At 40.7% G+C, this 17876-nt stretch carries 12 protein-coding genes; 5 read left to right on the plus strand and 7 right to left on the minus strand.

Features of this window, described 5'->3' with window-relative positions:
- Window positions 1–369: 369 nt before the first annotated feature.
- Entirely contained in the window at window positions 370–1182 is an 813-nt protein-coding gene (cobA, locus tag K5Q58_RS04215) for a uroporphyrinogen-III C-methyltransferase (protein ID WP_220752631.1), read from the minus strand.
- A gap of 253 nt (window positions 1183–1435) precedes the next feature.
- Between cobA and K5Q58_RS04220 the strand changes: the two genes are divergently transcribed.
- The gene (locus K5Q58_RS04220) at window positions 1436–2335 is read left to right on the plus strand and encodes a phospholipase A (protein ID WP_220752632.1); all 900 of its coding nucleotides are present in this window, start codon (window positions 1436–1438) and stop codon (window positions 2333–2335) included.
- A 101-nt stretch (window positions 2336–2436) separates the two neighbouring features.
- Here the strand turns inward: K5Q58_RS04220 and K5Q58_RS04225 are convergent, their stop codons facing one another.
- The 4 genes from K5Q58_RS04225 to K5Q58_RS04240 form a co-directional block, all read right to left on the minus strand.
- Complete coding sequence (locus K5Q58_RS04225; RefSeq protein ID WP_220752633.1) at window positions 2437–4158, minus strand: hypothetical protein; 1722 nt, start codon at window positions 4156–4158, stop codon at window positions 2437–2439.
- An 834-nt stretch (window positions 4159–4992) separates the two neighbouring features.
- Window positions 4993–5736, minus strand: coding sequence for a phosphoadenylyl-sulfate reductase (locus tag K5Q58_RS04230; RefSeq protein WP_220752634.1), 744 nt, complete (start codon window positions 5734–5736; stop codon window positions 4993–4995).
- A gap of 36 nt (window positions 5737–5772) precedes the next feature.
- Window positions 5773–7464 carry an assimilatory sulfite reductase (NADPH) hemoprotein subunit gene (gene cysI / locus K5Q58_RS04235; protein ID WP_220752724.1) on the minus strand — a complete coding sequence of 564 codons (1692 nt, stop codon included), beginning with the start codon at window positions 7462–7464 and terminating at the stop codon, window positions 5773–5775.
- Between the two features lie 103 nt (window positions 7465–7567).
- The gene (locus K5Q58_RS04240) at window positions 7568–9352 is read right to left on the minus strand and encodes an assimilatory sulfite reductase (NADPH) flavoprotein subunit (RefSeq protein WP_220752635.1); all 1785 of its coding nucleotides are present in this window, start codon (window positions 9350–9352) and stop codon (window positions 7568–7570) included.
- A gap of 342 nt (window positions 9353–9694) precedes the next feature.
- Here K5Q58_RS04240 and K5Q58_RS04245 point away from each other — a divergent pair, with 342 nt between their 5' ends.
- Genes K5Q58_RS04245 through K5Q58_RS04255 form a run of 3 tightly spaced genes read left to right on the plus strand, consistent with a single transcriptional unit; the run spans window position 9695 to window position 12548 of the window.
- Entirely contained in the window at window positions 9695–10882 is a 1188-nt protein-coding gene (locus K5Q58_RS04245) for a Re/Si-specific NAD(P)(+) transhydrogenase subunit alpha (RefSeq protein WP_220752636.1), read from the plus strand.
- Window positions 10883–10887: 5 nt separating this feature from the next.
- A complete protein-coding gene (locus K5Q58_RS04250; protein ID WP_055025191.1) occupies window positions 10888–11163 on the plus strand; it encodes an NAD(P) transhydrogenase subunit alpha in 276 nt (91 codons plus the stop codon).
- 5 nt (window positions 11164–11168) lie between these two features.
- Entirely contained in the window at window positions 11169–12548 is a 1380-nt protein-coding gene (locus K5Q58_RS04255; protein WP_220752637.1) for an NAD(P)(+) transhydrogenase (Re/Si-specific) subunit beta, read from the plus strand.
- A 258-nt stretch (window positions 12549–12806) separates the two neighbouring features.
- Here K5Q58_RS04255 and K5Q58_RS04260 read toward each other — a convergent pair whose 3' ends face one another.
- Window positions 12807–15083, minus strand: a complete 2277-nt coding sequence (locus K5Q58_RS04260) for a S9 family peptidase (protein WP_220752638.1) — start codon at window positions 15081–15083, stop codon at window positions 12807–12809.
- 500 nt (window positions 15084–15583) lie between these two features.
- Between K5Q58_RS04260 and K5Q58_RS04265 the strand changes: the two genes are divergently transcribed.
- Window positions 15584–16576, plus strand: a complete 993-nt coding sequence (locus K5Q58_RS04265; protein ID WP_220752639.1) for a class 1 fructose-bisphosphatase — start codon at window positions 15584–15586, stop codon at window positions 16574–16576.
- A 489-nt stretch (window positions 16577–17065) separates the two neighbouring features.
- Here the strand turns inward: K5Q58_RS04265 and K5Q58_RS04270 are convergent, their stop codons facing one another.
- On the minus strand, window positions 17066–17821 hold the full coding sequence (locus K5Q58_RS04270) for a thioredoxin family protein (RefSeq protein ID WP_220752640.1): 756 nt from the start codon (window positions 17819–17821) through the stop codon (window positions 17066–17068).
- Window positions 17822–17876 lie beyond the last annotated feature (55 nt).

Raw genomic sequence — 17876 nt, forward strand, 5'->3', positions numbered from 1 at the left:
GCTATTAAAGTCACACCTTTTAAAATTAATGTGAAATAAATGTACAGATAAAATAGCTTCACGCTGAAAAAGTTGTTCTAAACACGATATTTAATTTCAATTTCGGAAGTTTAAAACACCAAAAAAGAGAAAGAATTCAACGAAAGTTGTTCGCGTAGCATAAGACACTATCAAACAACATAGACTGAGATCACAGTAAACTCAATAATATATGAATGACAATTACATGAAAAATAAATGAGGTTGTTACAGGCTCGCTTCAGTTTACCCCTTGTTGTTAAAAATAAGCATAAAACTCAAAAATAAGTAAAAAGACCGAATTGATTTTTCAGCCTCTCTGAATACTCGTGAGCTGTGAGATGTTTAGCACTATAAACTCACATTGTTTGGCAATTTTATATCGGTCACTTCAGCTGGATTAAACCAGTTCAATGAATCTGCTAGTTGAACCACCTCGCCAATAATCATCAATGCTGGCATTTGCAAAGCTGGATCAGCTGCCAGCTTTGGTAAATCACTCAGTTTACCAATAAAGCGTTGCTGCGAGGATGTTGTCGCTTTTGAGACAATCGCTACCGGTGTATCAGGGTTTCGGCCATGACTCATTAATCCTTCGCTGATAATATTGGCATTCAGAATTCCCATATAAACCACTAAGGTATTATTGGTGTTAGCATAACCTTGCCAGTCCATCGGACGACTTTCTAATTGGCAATGGCCCGTAATGAAAGAAACACCTTGAGCATAATCACGGTGTGTTAACGGGATCCCAGCATACGCTGAAGTACCACTTGCAGCAGTTATACCTGGCACAACCTCAAAGCGCACATCGCTCTCAACTAAAGTTTGTAATTCTTCGCCGCCACGGCCAAATATAAAGGGATCACCGCCCTTTAAACGCACTACATTTTTGCGGGTATAGGCTTTAGTGACGAGTAACTGATTGATTTCATCTTGAGCTGCACTGTGTTTACCAGCACGCTTTCCAACAGCAATTTTCTCTGCATGTTGTGGGATTAAGTCGAGAATATCTTGGCTTACGAGTGCATCATATAGCACAGCATCAGCTTGTTTAAGCACTCTATAGGCTTTTAATGTCAGTAATTCAACATCACCAGGGCCAGCACCAACTAACCAAACTTTTCCTTTGGCCTCTTGACCTGATATTGAAACTAATGCCATTACCGATAACCCCACATTATTTATTTAAGGTTAAATATAACGGTTTACATATTCCATATACAATAGATAAAACTTAGCTTTTATTCCTTTTGGTTATATACATAATAAGCAACTAACAGCACTTCTGTCACTCTTACACCTTAACAATCAAATGAATCCCTTTTGTTTCGTCTATGACTTCAACCATTTATTTGTTTCACCTTTGTTATCGCAATGATAACCTGTCAAAAATAACAAAGATAAAGGGATTTCGATGAAAAAAACGCTCAGTCTATCGCTCATCTTTTGCTTACTTTCCTCTGCAAGCGTCAATGCCGATGACAATGATTCTTTAGTTGATGAAAGAATAAAAAGCGAAATAGAGACCTCTGATAAACGTTTTGTGATTACCCCTCACAAGGTGAATTACATACTGCCTTATACCTATAATGACTCGCCCAATTCAGATCCTTATGTTGGCTTTAACACGGGCAATGAAGGAGTAGATGAAGAAGTCGATAATGCCGAAGCAAAGTTTCAAATAAGCTTTAAATTCCCTCTTTGGTACAATGTGTTTGGCGATAATGGCCATTTATTCTTCGCTTACACTAACCAATCCTATTGGCAGGTTTATAATAAAGATATTTCATCACCTTTCAGAGAAACCAATCACGAGCCCGAAATCTTTATGTTATTTAATAATGACTGGGAAATCGCAGGCCTGAGAAACTCATTTTGGGGTGTCGGTGCCGTACATCAGTCTAATGGTAAATCGGGCAGTTTATCTCGAAGTTGGAACCGAATTTATGGCGAAATGATATTTGATCGTGGCCCGTTTGCTTTAGCTTTTAAAGCTTGGTATCGCATACCTGAAGATGAAAAAGAAACACCTACATCACCCGATGGTGATGACAACCCTGATATTGAAGACAACATGGGAAATTTTGAAATTAAAGCGGTTTACGGCCTCGATGAGCACCTCTTTACACTAACGGGTCGTAATAATTTAGACAGTCCCAATAAAGGCGCCTTGGAAGCCACATGGAGTTACCCGATACTTGGTAACTTAAGGGTCTATGCTCAATACTTTAATGGCTACGGCGAAAGCTTGATTGATTATAACCATCACAACCAACGTATTGGTATCGGGGTTTCAATAAACGATATTTTGTAAACTAACGCTTGAGTAAGCGATAGAACCATTAATCGCTACAATTTTTAAGCATAAAAAAGGTGAACTACAAAGTTCACCTTTTTTATTTAAACACCGTCAGATTATTTTGCCGTGCTATTCGCTTTAGTCGAAATAGAAATACCTTTGGCTGTTACATCAAGCGTTAACTGCATGCGCATGTCGTAATCTTTAAGCATTGCTAATTCATCTGGTATTGGCTCACCACTTTCTTCAATAAGCGTAAATACCGGTGTAAGTAGCTTTTGGTAGTCTAAAGCCATGCTAGTTAATCCATTGGATGCTAATGGTTCATTCGCTAACGTATCCGCTAATGCTTCACCTTTATCACCACTGAAAATCACCAAATGATTATCTTTCATGGCAATTTTCGCCGTTACACCCATTTCTGGCGGCAACATTAAGTAAGGCGTCACATCTACTGCATCACCATTTTTTTCTAACTGGATATTTGCTAATTGTGGAACAAAAGGTCGCACCATATTCATTAGCATTGCAGGGTCGTCAGCCGACAAACTGATCAGTGCATCTAAATGCTTAAAGCCAGGCTCGCCATTTTCATCTGTTAATGAAAAATCAACAATGGTTGTACTGATACCTTTAACGCCATTAGCCATACCTGTCATCATACCAAGCATTGCAGGATTTTGTTCACTAATCCCATATTGCACTTGCGCAAGTGCTTCACATTGATAACTGGGGGTTTGTAAATCTTTCCAGATTTCAGATAATGCCGGAGCGAGCTGCACCACATCTAATCCAAATGCCATAGACGCAACATTGTTACTGATGTTTTGACTAAAACTTGGAATAAAACCGCGCATTTTAGCCAGTGCACCTAAAATAACCTGATTATTTGACTCAATAACCACTTCGGCATCAAAGTTAGTTTCTTTTCTGTTGACGGAAAAAGAGTTAAGCCCCATTACAGTTCTTGGCCAATTGGCCGCGATAGCATTAAACTCAGCCTTACATTCAGGCGTTTTGAACTCAGCAAAAGGATCTTCATTCGAACCTTCCATTTGAACTAACTTCGTCAATTGCTTGGCCAGCATATTGCCGTCGTTTGAAGTTAACCCATTTACTAATTCAACATGGTTAATAAAGCTAATACTGTCTTTTAAGAAGCCATGAGTCGTAGCAATTTCATCAAGCATGCCTGATTCACTGATCGGATTATCAACCTTAATTAACCCCAATGCCGTTTCAAGCAGTTCTGGTTTATTAAATGAGGTATTAAGTGTGACCGTTAACCAACCGTCTTTTTGAGCAAACACCATATCGATAGATTCATCTTCATCGATAAGCGGATAAGCACGATACTCTTGACCTTTTACTGACTCAGCTTTGTGAACTAAGCCGCTTTCTTCTGACGCTTTATCAAGTAACGCCCAAACCGCACTTTCATCTTCAACTTGAATTTTAAATACTGGCAAAGCACCTAAAGTGTATGTGTAAGACTCAATATTGGCAGGCAAACCAAATGTCTTTAAAAATACTTCAGGGTTTTCAAAGCTCATTAAATAGCTTTTATATAAACTCACAAAAAAGCGCTCTTGCTCACTTCCGTAAGGGCCCGCTTGTTCAATTTGCTCTAAAGATACCTTACTGTTCACTCCCATTGGCATAGAATACAAATAATCTTCTAATGGAAATGGGGTTAATTGCCCAGAAAACAACAAGGTATCAGCTGGGATATACGCAAGAATTTCGTTATCTGAAATAGTACTGCCATCTTTACCAGACAACACATATGCCCCAGCACCAACAGCGATAACCGCCGCAGCGATTGCGAGTTTTTTCATTTTTTATAGCTCCATAAATCACATGTAGATTAAAACAAGTCACTCTTCCTTGAGAGTTATTGGATTAAAAATTAGCTTTGTTAACGTATTCGATTCAGAACACATCAATTTTAATAAGTGTCGCAATAACTTAGCATTTTTTTATTACCGATTCATATAAAAAGCACAATTTGAAAGTTATTTATAGGGCGTTATTCAGGCGTGGTTAAGGTGAAAGCCACTGTCAGCTAAACCCAAAAAGTGATCTGGTAGTAAATCTTCGTTTAGTTATAACTGGGAGGGAGAATGGCAATAGAATAAGGAGGCAACTTCTCGGTTAGTCACCGTAAGTGACCAACCGAGAAGTTTAAAAGGATTATGCTCGCGCTAGCAAGCCAATCACAAGGGCGCTCGACTGAGCGAGCAAGGCTTTTGGAGGTACTTGGCTTGCAATCACAAACCTAAAGTGTCGACAAAAACCATCTACGGGAACCTCTTAATCTAGACTATAAAATTAACTTGTGCATAATTTTGTGGATAAAATGTTTATTAAAAATCTTCTAGAGCAAAATATCAGTCATTAGTCTTAATTGAGTATCAATATACCCCAAACTTTTAGATTGATGTTCAACATAAACAAAACTTAACTCATCTTCATAATGCGCTTTCACAGATTCAAAATATCAACTTCCAGTGAAGATTACTTACTTCTTAAACAAAGGCTTTTAAGGTTCATAAAAGTTGTTTGAACAGCGCTAGCCATCTATTTATACCGTTTCTCGCTCAGTTAATTTAAGCAAAAATATCAGCCAACAGGCTGATATTTAATAATTAACTTATTATGTCTAATATTGACTAAATCTCATAATGCAAACCACATTCTCGCTTTAAGCCATTAAAACGGGTTTCTTCTTCCGTCATTCCAAGCTCTAATGGTTTACTAGAATGAGTATCACCAACAGAGACATAACCTTGCTCCCAAAGAGGGTGGTAAGGTAAATCGTTTTCTGTCAGGTATTGGTGTACGTCTTTATTACTCCACTCAATAATTGGCAGTAATTTAAATCGCTCACCGTGTATAGCTAAAATAGGTAAAGCTTCACGCGTACTCGCTTGACTGCGGCGTAACCCCGCAAACCAAGTACCGACATTCAATTCAGCAAGCGCCCGTTGCATAGGCTCTACCTTATTAATACGATTATACCTCTCTAACCCATCAAGCCCTTGCTCCCAAAGTTTACCAAAGCTAGCTTGTTGCCAAGCGGATGACTTAGCGGCTTTAAAAACCTGAAGGTTTAAATCAAGCCGTTCAGTTAACTGATCAATAAACTGATAGGTTTCAGGAAACAAATGACCTGTATCGGTCAAAATCACCGGTATATTAGCTTGTGCTTGGTTGACTAAATGGAGCATTACTGCCGATTGAATACCAAAACTTGAAGATAGTGCATGCTCGCCAGGTAAATAGGCTAAGCCCCAAGTCACCCTCTCTTGTGCCGTCAATCCAGATAGAAAACGATTTACTTGTTCTAGCACAATACCTTGCTCTGATTTAGGAGCGGTTAGCAATGCTAATAATTCGTTTTGATTAATCATCATCTTGCCCTCATTGGTAAAGCGCTTGTTAAAAGCACTCTAACCATGAAAATCTACAGCGGCATCATTCACTGCTTTAACAATGCCATGACGCACAGTGAAGTTACCAAAAGTCTCACCCGCATCACGTTCTTGTACGTACAAAGCAAACAAGTTATCTAATTCAGCCAAAATTTCAGCTTCTTGAATATTTTCTTTGTACATTTTATTTAAACGTGTGCCTTCGAAGCTCGCGCCTAAATACAAGTTGTAACGTCCAGGTGCTTTACCTACCAAACCGATTTCCGCGGCAAATGGTCTTGCACAGCCGTTTGGACAGCCAGTCATACGAACCACTATCGCTTGCTCACTAATGCCATGCTTAGTTTGTAGAGCATCAATGTGATCAATAAATTCAGGGAAGTAACGCTCAGCTTCTGCCATCGCTAATGGACACGTAGGCAGAGCAACACAGGCAATTGAGTGACCACGGGTCTGACTGATAAGCTTGCCAAAAAAACCATGTTGGCGAGCAAGGTCTTCAATTGCCGCCTTATCTTCTTCAGCAACACCCGCAATAATCATATTTTGATTAGATGTCATTCTGAAATCGCCTTTATGAATTTTGGCTATTTCACGAAGACCGGTTTGCAATGTTTGGCCTTGTTCATCTTTAATTCGACCACTTTCAATAAATAACGTTAGATGCCAGTTGTTATCGACACCTTTTACCCAACCATACCGGTCGCCGCGGTCGCCAATAACAGCGTCACGTTTGGGCTCGAAATTAACTCCAGCGCGTTTCTCAACTTCAGCCTTAAATTCAGCAACACCGTGGTCAACAATGGTGTACTTCAAGCGCGAACGTTTACGATTAACTCGGTTACCCCAATCACGTTGCACTGTCATCACAGCTTCAGCAAACTTGATCACATCAGCAGTTTTGATAAAGCCAAAGTCATCAGCTAAACGTGGAAAAGTTTCAACTTCACCATGAGTTGACCCCATGCCGCCGCCAGCAACCAAATTAAAACCAATAAGCTCGCCAGCCTCTTCAATCGCTACAAAACCCAAGTCATTGGTATAAACATCAACGTCATTATCCGGTGGTACTGCTACCGCCATTTTAAACTTACGTGGCAAGTAAGTTTTGCCATATACAGGTTCGTTGGTTTCAGTGTCTAATAGCTTTTCTTCATCTAACCAAATCTCTGCATAAGCGCGGGTATGAGGTAATAAATGATCGGATAACTCTTTTGCTACTGCGTAGGCTTGTTGATGCAATTTAGATTCAATTGGATTTGGATTACACATCACGTTACGGTTAACGTCACCACATGCTGCAATCGAATCAAGTGCCGCTCTATCTAAACCTTGAATCAAGGTTTTAAGGTTACGTTTTGGAATACCATGGTATTGGAACGTTTGACGCGTGGTTAAACGGATACTATTCGATGTGGTTAATGTTGAAGAAATCTTATCAACATCAAGCCATTGCTCAGGAGAGCAAATCCCTCCAGGCACACGAGCACGAAGCATAAAGCTATAAAGAGGCTCTAATTTTTGCTCTTTACGTTCATTACGTAAGTCACGATCGTCTTGTTGGTAAAAGCCATGGAATTTGATCAACTGCTGATCACCATCGCTAAACGAACCTGTTACTTGGGTATCTAACCCTTCTTTAATCGAGCCGCGCAGATAATCACTGTCGGTTTTTAAATATTCGTTTACGGCTAACTTTTGCTCACTCATCATGTGGCCTCTTTAATACTTGCTGCGTTGGTTGCTCAAATTGAGCAACGAAGCTTTATTCTTATTGTCGCGATGAAGACTGCGATTTTTTATGTCTATTGATTTAGTAAACGTCTTTTTGGTAACGTTTAGCACTGCGTAGGTCTTCTAAATAGCTCTCTGCGCCAGCTTCATCTAGCCCGCCAAACTCAATTGCAACATCGATAAGTGCTTGGTGAACATCTTTCGCCATACGCTCAGCATCGCCACAAATATAAAAATGAGCACCGTTTTGTAGCCACTTCCAAATAGACTCGCCTTGTTCTGCAATACGATGTTGAACATACACTTTATGTGCTTGGTCACGTGAGAAAGCCACATCTAAACGAGACAAATCTCCCGATTTAAGATACTGCTGCCACTCAACTTGATATAAAAAATCTTGCTCAAAATGAGGGTTGCCGAAAAATAACCAACTATCACTATTCACACCATCAGCAGCGCGTTGCTGCATGAATGCTCTAAATGGAGCAACGCCTGTACCTGGACCAACCATAATGACTGGCGTGTCATTATTTTCAGGTAAACGGAAGTGCTTATTAGGTTCAACATACACCTTAACTAATTGGCCTTCTTCAGCGGATGCTAAGAAATGTGAAGCACCACCAAAGCGTGCTTGACCTGCTCGTTCATCTTCAACAAGTGCAACAGTTAAATGCACTTCGTTTTCAACTTCAGCTTGGCTTGATGCAATTGAATATAAACGTGGTGTGAGTGGTCTCAGTAACTCAACTAATTTAGCTGCATCAATTGCAACAGGATATAAAGTAATTAAGTCAGCTAATTGGTGACCTAAAACAAATTGACGAGTTTGCTCTTTATCTGCCGCAATAGCTGTTAATTCTTTATTACCAGCAAGTTCTGCCCATGTAGTTACAAGACCGGGATAAAGCTGAGTCAGCTCTTTCTTCTCAGTTAATGCTTGCTCAAGAGTCAGTGTTTGCTTACTCACAGTGACTTCTGATGCTGCATCAAGTGATAGTCCGTTGATGACCTCTTTCACTAATGCATCATTATTAGTAAACCAAATTCCTAATGCATCACCTACTTGATAACTTATTCCTGATTCACCTAAATCAATTTCCACATGGCGAACATCACGATCTGAATCTCGACCGGTAAGCTTTTGGCTCAATAAAATTTCAGCTTCAAATGGTTGTTGCTTAGTGAACTCATTTTCTGATGTCAACTTTGCACTATCGATAGAAACCACACTTGCACCACTTGCTTGAACAAGCGGCTCAACTGCTTTGATTACTTGCTGCTGCCATTGCTCAGCCGCTTCTTCATAGTCAACGTCACACTCTGCAATCGGTAATAGTTCTTTAGCACCAAGCGCTATTAAACGTTCGCTAAAGTCTTTACCTGTCTGGCAGAAAAACTCATAACTGGTATCGCCAAGTGCCAATACTGAGAAGTTAAGTTGTTCAAGTTTAGGCGCACGTTTTGATGCAAGAAACTTATGTAATTCAATAGCGTCATCTGGCGCTTCACCTTCACCGTGAGTACTAACCACTGCGATTAAGATTGTTTCTTGCTTTAACTGGCGCACATTATAATCGGCCATTGATGCCAAATTAACGGCAAAGCCTTTAGCTGTTGCTTGAGCAGCTAGCTCTTTAGCAATGGCTTTACCGTTACCAGTTTGACTACCAAATAAAATCGTTACTGTTTGTGCAGCAGCTGTTTCTGGCGCTACCGTAATTTGGCCTTGATTTGACGTTGCCGCTAAATAGCCGCTAACCCAAGCTAATTGCGTTGCAGATAACTCTGAAGTGAGCTGTTTTAGCTTTTCGACTTGTCCTTGAGACAATGGCGAAGCGAATGAAGAAAGTTCTTTTAACAACATTAGATGGCCTTATAACAGTTTAATGTCATCAGATTACTCCTAATGCTTAAAACCAAAAAATAATAAAAATTACTTTTTTATTCCATTAAGGAATATGCAAAGACGTTTTTTTAAGCTACAAAAGTGTGGTCTAGTGCAAACTTTTAGGTAAGACCACGACAAAAATGCGGTTTTATGCATTCTTTGCTTGTTTCATATCTAAGAATTGCCAGAATGATGCACTTTAAAAAATTGGTACTAAAGTTGTCTAGTAAAGTAAACGCCAGCAATGGCAACTTTTCGACTTGTCTAAGTACTTAAACGACCCGACCCTTCCCTACATATAACTAAGAGGTTGTCCTTTTGAAATTAGGTCTACCGAAAGAGAGTCACCCAGGTGAGCAACGCGTTGCGCTAATCCCTGCAAATGTGACCATTTTAATGAAAAAACAGCTACAAGTGATCGTAGAATCAGGCGCTGGACTACAAGCAGGTTTCACCGATGACGATTACGTCAAGGTTGGAGCCACAATAGCTTCTTCAAGAGAAGCTCTACTCACTGAAGCCGATATCATTACAGTAGTGAACTGTAAGGGTGATCAATTCGATGAAATTCAAGCTATTTTGAAACCACATCAATTGGTTATAGGGATGATGGATCCACTAGTTAATCCTCAAAATGCCCAAGCAATCGCCAAAACAGGTGGCAGTGCAATCGCGCTTGAATTAATCCCGCGCATAACTCGTGCTCAGAGCATGGATGTATTGTCTTCAATGGCAACCATTTCTGGCTACAAAGCCGTACTACTTGCAGCCCATAAAGCACCTCGTCTATTCCCAATGATGATGACAGCAGCGGGTACATTAAAACCTACACGCGCATTTATTATGGGTGTGGGTGTAGCAGGGCTTCAAGCTTGTGCCACAGCTAAACGCTTAGGTGCAGTAGTGGAAGCTTATGACATTCGCCCTGCAGCTCGCGAGCAAATCATTTCAGTAGGCGCAAAACCTGTTGAGCTTGATATTGAAGCTGAAAACACTGAGACCAAAGGCGGTTACGCTACTGAGCAAAGTGATGACTTTTTAAAACGTCAGCAACAAGCCATGGCTAACGTACTTGCACAACAAGATATCGTCATTACGACGGCTGCGATCCCTGGTCGTAAAGCCCCTGTGCTTATCACCAAAGAAATGGTTGATGGCATGAAAAGCGGCACTATCATTGTTGATTTAGCCGCTGAAAGTGGCGGTAACTGTGAGTTAACTCAAGTTGATAAAATCATTATGCATAATGGCGTCATGATTTTAGGACCTTCCAATGTACCAAGCACAGCAGCAAATCATGCTAGCCAAATGTACGGTAAAAATGTTGAGAACTTACTTAACTTGCTTATCAACAAAGAAGGTGAGCTAGTCCTAGATTTTGAAGATGAAATTGTACGCGATACTGTCGTTGCTCATGGCAATGACGTCAGCAGCGCACGTCTTCGTGACTTACTGGGTTTAGCCCCTTTAGCAACACCTGAAGCCCCATCAGAGGAGACAGCCTAATGGATATGACCCTGTTATTATTACTAACACTGTTTGTGGTTGCAGTATTTTTAGGTGTTGAGCTTATTACTAAAGTACCACCTACACTTCATACGCCATTAATGTCTGGATCAAATGCGATTTCAGGTATTTCACTGGTTGGCGCACTACTATCTGCAGGTTCTGGCGCAGGTATCATGGTCAATGTACTTGGCTTTATTGCTGTTGTACTCGCGACCATTAACGTGGTGGGCGGTTACATGGTAACTAATCGCATGCTAGCCATGTTCAAAAGGAAATAGACTCAATGACAACATTTATTTATTTAGCTTACCTTGTTGCCGCAGTCTTATTTATTCTTGGTATCAAAGGGCTAACCAAACCACGTACAGCAGTTCGTGGTAATCAATTATCGGCAATGGGTATGTTCATTGCAGTAGTTGTCACCTTGTTTGATCAAAGCATTCTTAGTTATGAATGGATCATCGCAGGTGTCCTACTCGGTGGTACTATTGGTGCGGTCATGGCGACTAAAATTAAAGTCACCGATATGCCGCAAATGGTCGCTCTGCTTAATGGTTTTGGTGGCGGAGCCTCACTTGCGATCGCTGCAGCTAGCTTTCTTGACCCTGCCGCTGCAACCAATACTGTTGCGCTAATTTCTATTGGTGCGACCATCATTATTGGTTCAGTGACCTTGTCTGGCTCGTTTGTCGCTTTTGCGAAATTGCAGGAGCTTATTTCAGGTAACCCGATTAAAGTTCCTGGTAATAAACCACTAAATGCCATCTTGCTAATTAGTGCGATAGCACTCGCTATCGCAATTGTAATGGACCCGACCAACACTAACTTAATGTATGCACTAGTAGCTGTTGCTGTCGTATTAGGTGTGTTACTCGTTGTGCCTATTGGCGGCGCTGATATGCCAGTGGTGATTGCATTACTTAACTCATACTCAGGTATTGCTGCTGCGACAACGGGTTTCATCACAGGTAACACAGTGCTGATTGTATCAGGCTCTTTGGTTGGCGCATCAGGTATTATCTTGACGCAAATCATGTGTAAAGCGATGAACCGCTCACTGTTCAATGTCTTGTTCGGTGTGATGGCAGAAGGCGGCGAGAAGGTTGATGCTGACGAAGTTTACGCTGGTAAAGTGAAATCAACATCACCAGATGAAATCGCGATGATGCTTGAAACAGCAGAGCGCGTTGTTATCGTACCAGGTTATGGTTTAGCTATGGCGCAAGCACAACACGCCGTTCGTGAACTGGCTAATGTTTTACAAGCCCGTGGCACCGATGTTAAGTATGCTATTCACCCTGTTGCTGGTCGTATGCCGGGTCACATGAATGTACTACTTGCTGAAGCAGAAGTGCCATATGATCAGTTAATCGAAATGGACGAAATCAATCCACAATTCGAACAAACTGACGTTGCAATTGTGATTGGCGCTAACGATGTCACCAACCCTATGGCCCGTGAAGATAAAGGCAGTCCAATTTATGGCATGCCTATTCTTAACGTTGATAAAGCCAGAACGGTGGTAGTGATTAAGCGTTCATTGAGCCCAGGTTTTGCTGGGTTACCTAACCCACTATTTGCTATGGATAACACACTAATGTTATTCGGCGATGGTAAAAAAGGCATTGTTGAACTGACTCAAAGCTTGAAAGAAGCAGAGTAATAATAAATTAATACTAAGCTAAGTATTAATTAGACAAAAATAAAGGCCGCTAAGCGGCCTTTATTTTTACTCAAAACCTAGAGGCTGGTTATCTTTTCAGCAAAAGAAAGCTGAAAAGTTTTCATGTACCAAGACTAGGGCCTATTAAATTTTTATTTAGAAGCTATTTACGCTTCTTAGTTTTAAACAATTCAATCAAACTCATCAAACACAATGCCCCAACAATGATATTTAGGGCAATTAATACCGCTACCGCCATTACTTCAACTCATTTTCCAAGAAAGCAGCCAATGACTTGTAAAGGTGATTTCTCACCTTCTCGCCGCGCATTGAATGTTTCGAACCTGGATAATCCATCATCTGAAATAACTTACCTTCGTCCTGCAAGGCTTTATAAACACGGGTACTGTTTTCAAAAAGTACATTGTCGTCAGCCATGCCGTGATACATCATCAATCCCGATTGATAATTTTTCACGTAAGGTAAAATACTCCCAGCATCATACCCTTTTTTATTTTTTTCAGGGTGACCCATGTAACGTTCTGTGTAGTGCGTATCATATAAACGCCAATCGGTAACCGGTGCTCCAGATATCGCTGCTTTAAAATAGTCAGGGGCTTTAAATTGTGTCATCAACGCCATATAGCCACCGTAACTGTGACCATAAATACCTATGTTATCGCCGTCGACATAAGGCAAGCTACGTAAATAGTCCACGCCGACTTTTTGATCGTTAACTTCTGCATCGCCCATATTTTGGTAAATAACATACTCAAAATCGGTACCACGATGAGCAGAGCCACGGTTATCTAGCTGAAATACTACAAAACCTTGCTGCAATAAATACTGGGTAAAGTAGTCTGCTTCGCTCCAGCTATTAACCACTAATTGCGCATGCGGCCCGCCATAAACACGTACCACTACCGGATACTTTTTACTGTCATCAAATGGTACAGGCTTAAATAAGCGATACTGTAATGCTTGGCCATCTTCAGCTTTAAGCTCGCCAAACTCAGGCATTTCCCACAAACCAGCAAAGTCATATAGAGGATGGTTTTTAGTGACTTCGTTTTGTTCAACCCAAGCTAATTGTTTACCTGTTTCATCATGTAAACTCACCTGTGGTGGCTGACTTAAGCTACTAAAATAATCTAAGTACACAGGCTTATTATCTGCAAACACTGCTGAATGCATGCCACTACGAGATGATAACTTCTCAATTTTACCACCAGCTAATGGCACTCGGTATAAATGACGCTCAACCACGCTATCTTTTCGACCAGAGAAGTAAACCCAACCTGCTTTTTCATCTACCAGTTCAAGCGCATCCACCACCCAGTCGCCTTGGGTTAACTGCTTAAGTACTTTGCCGTTTAAATCGAACAAATATAGGTGGTTAAAACCATCACGCTCAGATGCCCAAATAAAGGACGCTTGCTGCTTTAAAAACTGTAAGTCATCATTTAAATTTATCCACGCTTTGCTGCGCTCGGCGACAATAGTTTTAGCCTTGTCACTATCACTCACATCAGCAATGCGTAAATCGAGGGATTGCTGATCGCGGCTTTGCCACTGAAAAGATAAATGCTGACTGTCTGGTAGCCATTTAACTCGAGGTAAATAAATGTCTTTCTCTTTGCCTAAATCAATCCAAGAAACAGTTTGTTTGTTATTGCCCTTTGCAAGCTTAATTACACCCAGTTCTATCTCGACATTAGTTTTGCCAGCATAAGGGTAGCGTTGCTCAGTTAGCTTAATTCCGTCGGCATAAATCTCATTACGAGTCACTAGCTCAACACCTGACTCATCAATACGAGTAAAAGCAATTGATGACTCATCTGGTGACCACCAGTAACCAGTCATGCGGCCCATTTCTTCTTGGGCAACAAACTCAGCCATACCATTTTTAACTGGCCCTTTACCGTCAAAAGTCAATTGCGTCAGTGTCGATGAGTCTAAAGCTAATACATAAATGTTTTGCTCACGGACAAATGAAACAAAGTTCCCGTTTGGCGATAAACGCGCATCAGTGACAAAACCTTCGCCAGTATCTAGCTCAATCGTTTTATTATCCGCAAGCGTAAAATAATACAGTTTGCCAGCGGCAGGGATTAATAACGCTTGACTGTTTTCAGCCCAAAAGTATTCCATGATCCCTTGACCATAAATACGTTGACGTTCGCGGCGAGCTTTCTCTTCGTCTGACAATTCACCCGATGCTAAATCATCAGCATTTAACAGCATGCTGCGTTTTGATGTTTTGATATCCATTTGCCACAAATCGTAAAAATGCTGATTATCTTCACGACTAGCAAGGTAGGTCACAAGGCGACCGTCTGGCGATAACTTAAGGCCGCGAGGACTTGCACCAGCAAGGGCTGGAGAGGCATGTATGCGTTCAATTGTCAGTGGTGTTGAATTACCAGTCATTTTCATTGTGGTGGCCATAACGTGAGGTGAAACAAGTGAGCTAGCAAACACTAGCGGAATCGCTGACGCCAGAGATAGCGCAGCTAATTTCCAAGTATTAATCATTGTTATTCCTTGTAGTAAATCGAGGCAAATTTTCGTTGTTTTAATTATTTATTAACCAAGGGCCTGTTTATCTTTGTAGGTAAGCTTTTGTTCGAGATAAAAGCGTTTTAATCAAGGCGGGCGGATTGCAGCCTAGCAATCTAAGCTAAATTTGCGCAACACAGAGTAAAACGTTTTTAACCGAACCCTTTGGGCTGCGTTTGTTGGCCACTTTCAACTGCGCTATAGGTTTTTTATGTAGAATAACTACACAGCAAAACCTCTATCTTGCTAAAGTGGCCAACAATTCGCAGCAAAAACAACCTTGAAAGATAAACAGGCCCTGATGCCTACGAGAAAGCTTATTTTCGCCTGAGTTTATAACAAATCAGTCCGAAGTCATATAAAGTGCAGCTGTTTCACGCTGTAATGAAAGCCGATCTAAGGTATTATCTATGCCAATAAATTAGAACATTAACCACTGGTTACCGACCTTAACCTCTATTGTCTTAGGAACAAGCATGCAAACTTTGACACAAACCCTTACAAATCAAGCTGTATCAGCTTCACTTTCTCAACTGATTTTAAGTTTGGCTGATTGCTCAAAAGAAATCAGCCAAGCAGTTCGCCATGGCGCTTTAGCGGGTGTTTTGGGCGCAACAGAACAAGAAAATGTACAAGGTGAAACCCAAAAGAAGCTCGACGTTATCACTAACGACATGCTTAAAGATGCGCTTAAAGCCGAAGGTAATGTACGCGGGTTAGCCTCTGAAGAAGAAGACTATGTTGTTGAAGTTAATAAGCAAGGTGAATACCTAGTTTGTTTTGATCCATTAGATGGCTCATCAAACATTGATATTAACTCATTAGTCGGCACGATTTTCTCAGTATTGCCAGCACAAGGCGGTGAGTTTACTGAAAGCAGCTTTTTACAAAATGGGCGCAAACAAGTTGCCGCAGGTTACGTACTTTATGGCCCATCAACCATGATGGCACTGACAACTGGTCAAGGTACTCAGCTATACACACTCGATCCAGAGACTAATGAGTTTTTACTGACTGATGAATCGGTTAGCATCAGCAAAGACACCGCTGAATTTGCTATTAATATGTCAAACCAGCGCTTTTGGGAAGCGCCGATGCAAACTTACATTAGCGATTTATTGCTAGGTAAAATCGGCACTCGCGAAAAGTCATTCAACATGCGTTGGATTGCGGCAATGGTTGGCGATGTTCATCGCGTATTATGTCGTGGCGGTATCTTTATGTACCCTACTGACAACAAGAACCCTGAGAAGCCATACAAACTACGCTTAATGTATGAAGCTAATCCAATGGCTTTGTTGGTAGAACAAGCCGGTGGTAAAGCTTCAACAGGCTATGGCGATATCTTAGACATTGAACCAGAAGCTATTCACCAGCGTGTAGCGGTCATCTTAGGTAGTGCCAATGAAGTTGATACTTGCTTGAGCTATCATGGACTTGATTACAGCAATGAGCCTAATATAGATTAATCTGTAGCACCCAAATCATTTTATACAAAAAGTCAGTAAATTAATTTACTGACTTTTTTACTTGTTGAAAGTGTATCAAATTGCAACTCAGCAACGACTTTCTTCCTTAACGCCTTCAAATATACATACTCAAACATTAATCTCTGAAAAGGTTGATTAATAATCGACAAAAACATTTGCAACTGAATATTATTTATAACAAGGCGATCAGAATATGGATTTTTCTTCTCCTAAAAAGCGCATTAACCTACTATTCAATACCGCTTATTTTTATATAGTTTCGAACCTTTTATTCTATATATACAGCTCTTATGCTCTGCCTCCAGAATATACCCAAACATTCGAATACATAATGAAATCTGATTTATTTAGACATGCTTTACCTTTAATGGCTTTGCTACCCATACACATAGCCATCAATGCCATACTAGATGATTTAGCCAAAATAAAACAAAAGCTCGCAATTATGGACTAATTGTTTCCATTAATTTATTGCCAGCTAAATTCAGTATATTCAGGCAATGCCAGTGTGGCTTTCGGCTCAGCCACTAACACTAACTTCATCGCTAGAATATCTTTTTGTATTTGAGTGCGATATTGCCAAATCTCAGTCGCAACCTGTTGAAGCTGCTTAGAGTCAGTTTCAGTCCCGTTACGCACCGCAGCCCATATTGGACGTAGATAATCAAAACCTTGCTTTAAGTGGGCCACATTAGCATCAATGAACTCATCTAGTTGCGGTGATGTTGGTAATGATTCAACAGGCTGAGTGCCGATGGTTGAGAAAAACTCAATATATTCATCTAACGGAACACTGTCAGCACTTTGCCATTTTGATAAATTGACTTCATTAAGCAACTTCCCCGTTTTCGGTTCAATAACCATCACAGTCGGTGTGCCAAAGTAAGCGGGATAACCATACTTTTGCGGTAAGCTATGCATATCGTCAAAATATGCCACATCGACGAATACGGTTTCAAAACGCGAAGTTAAAATTGGCTGCATTGTTTGGTCTGAAAAGTTACCCGCCAGACCTCTGCTGTCATGACACCACTGTGCCCCCATCACGACTAACAATAACTTTCCTTGCTCTAAAGCCTTTGACTGAGCTAACTCAACTCTTTGCAGATCATTATCGTGTGCGATAAAAGTATATTGAGGCAACGCTTCAACGTGGTGCTCTGTTGACTGACAGCCCATCAATAACATCAATGGTATTAATAATATTCCAATTGCTAATCTCACTTAACGCTCCCTTTTGGTCAGTGATACTGATTTACCTTATCAGCATATACAAAAA

The organism is Shewanella sp. KT0246 (assembly GCF_019654955.1).
In the GTDB taxonomy this organism is placed as follows: domain Bacteria; phylum Pseudomonadota; class Gammaproteobacteria; order Enterobacterales; family Shewanellaceae; genus Shewanella; species Shewanella goraebulensis.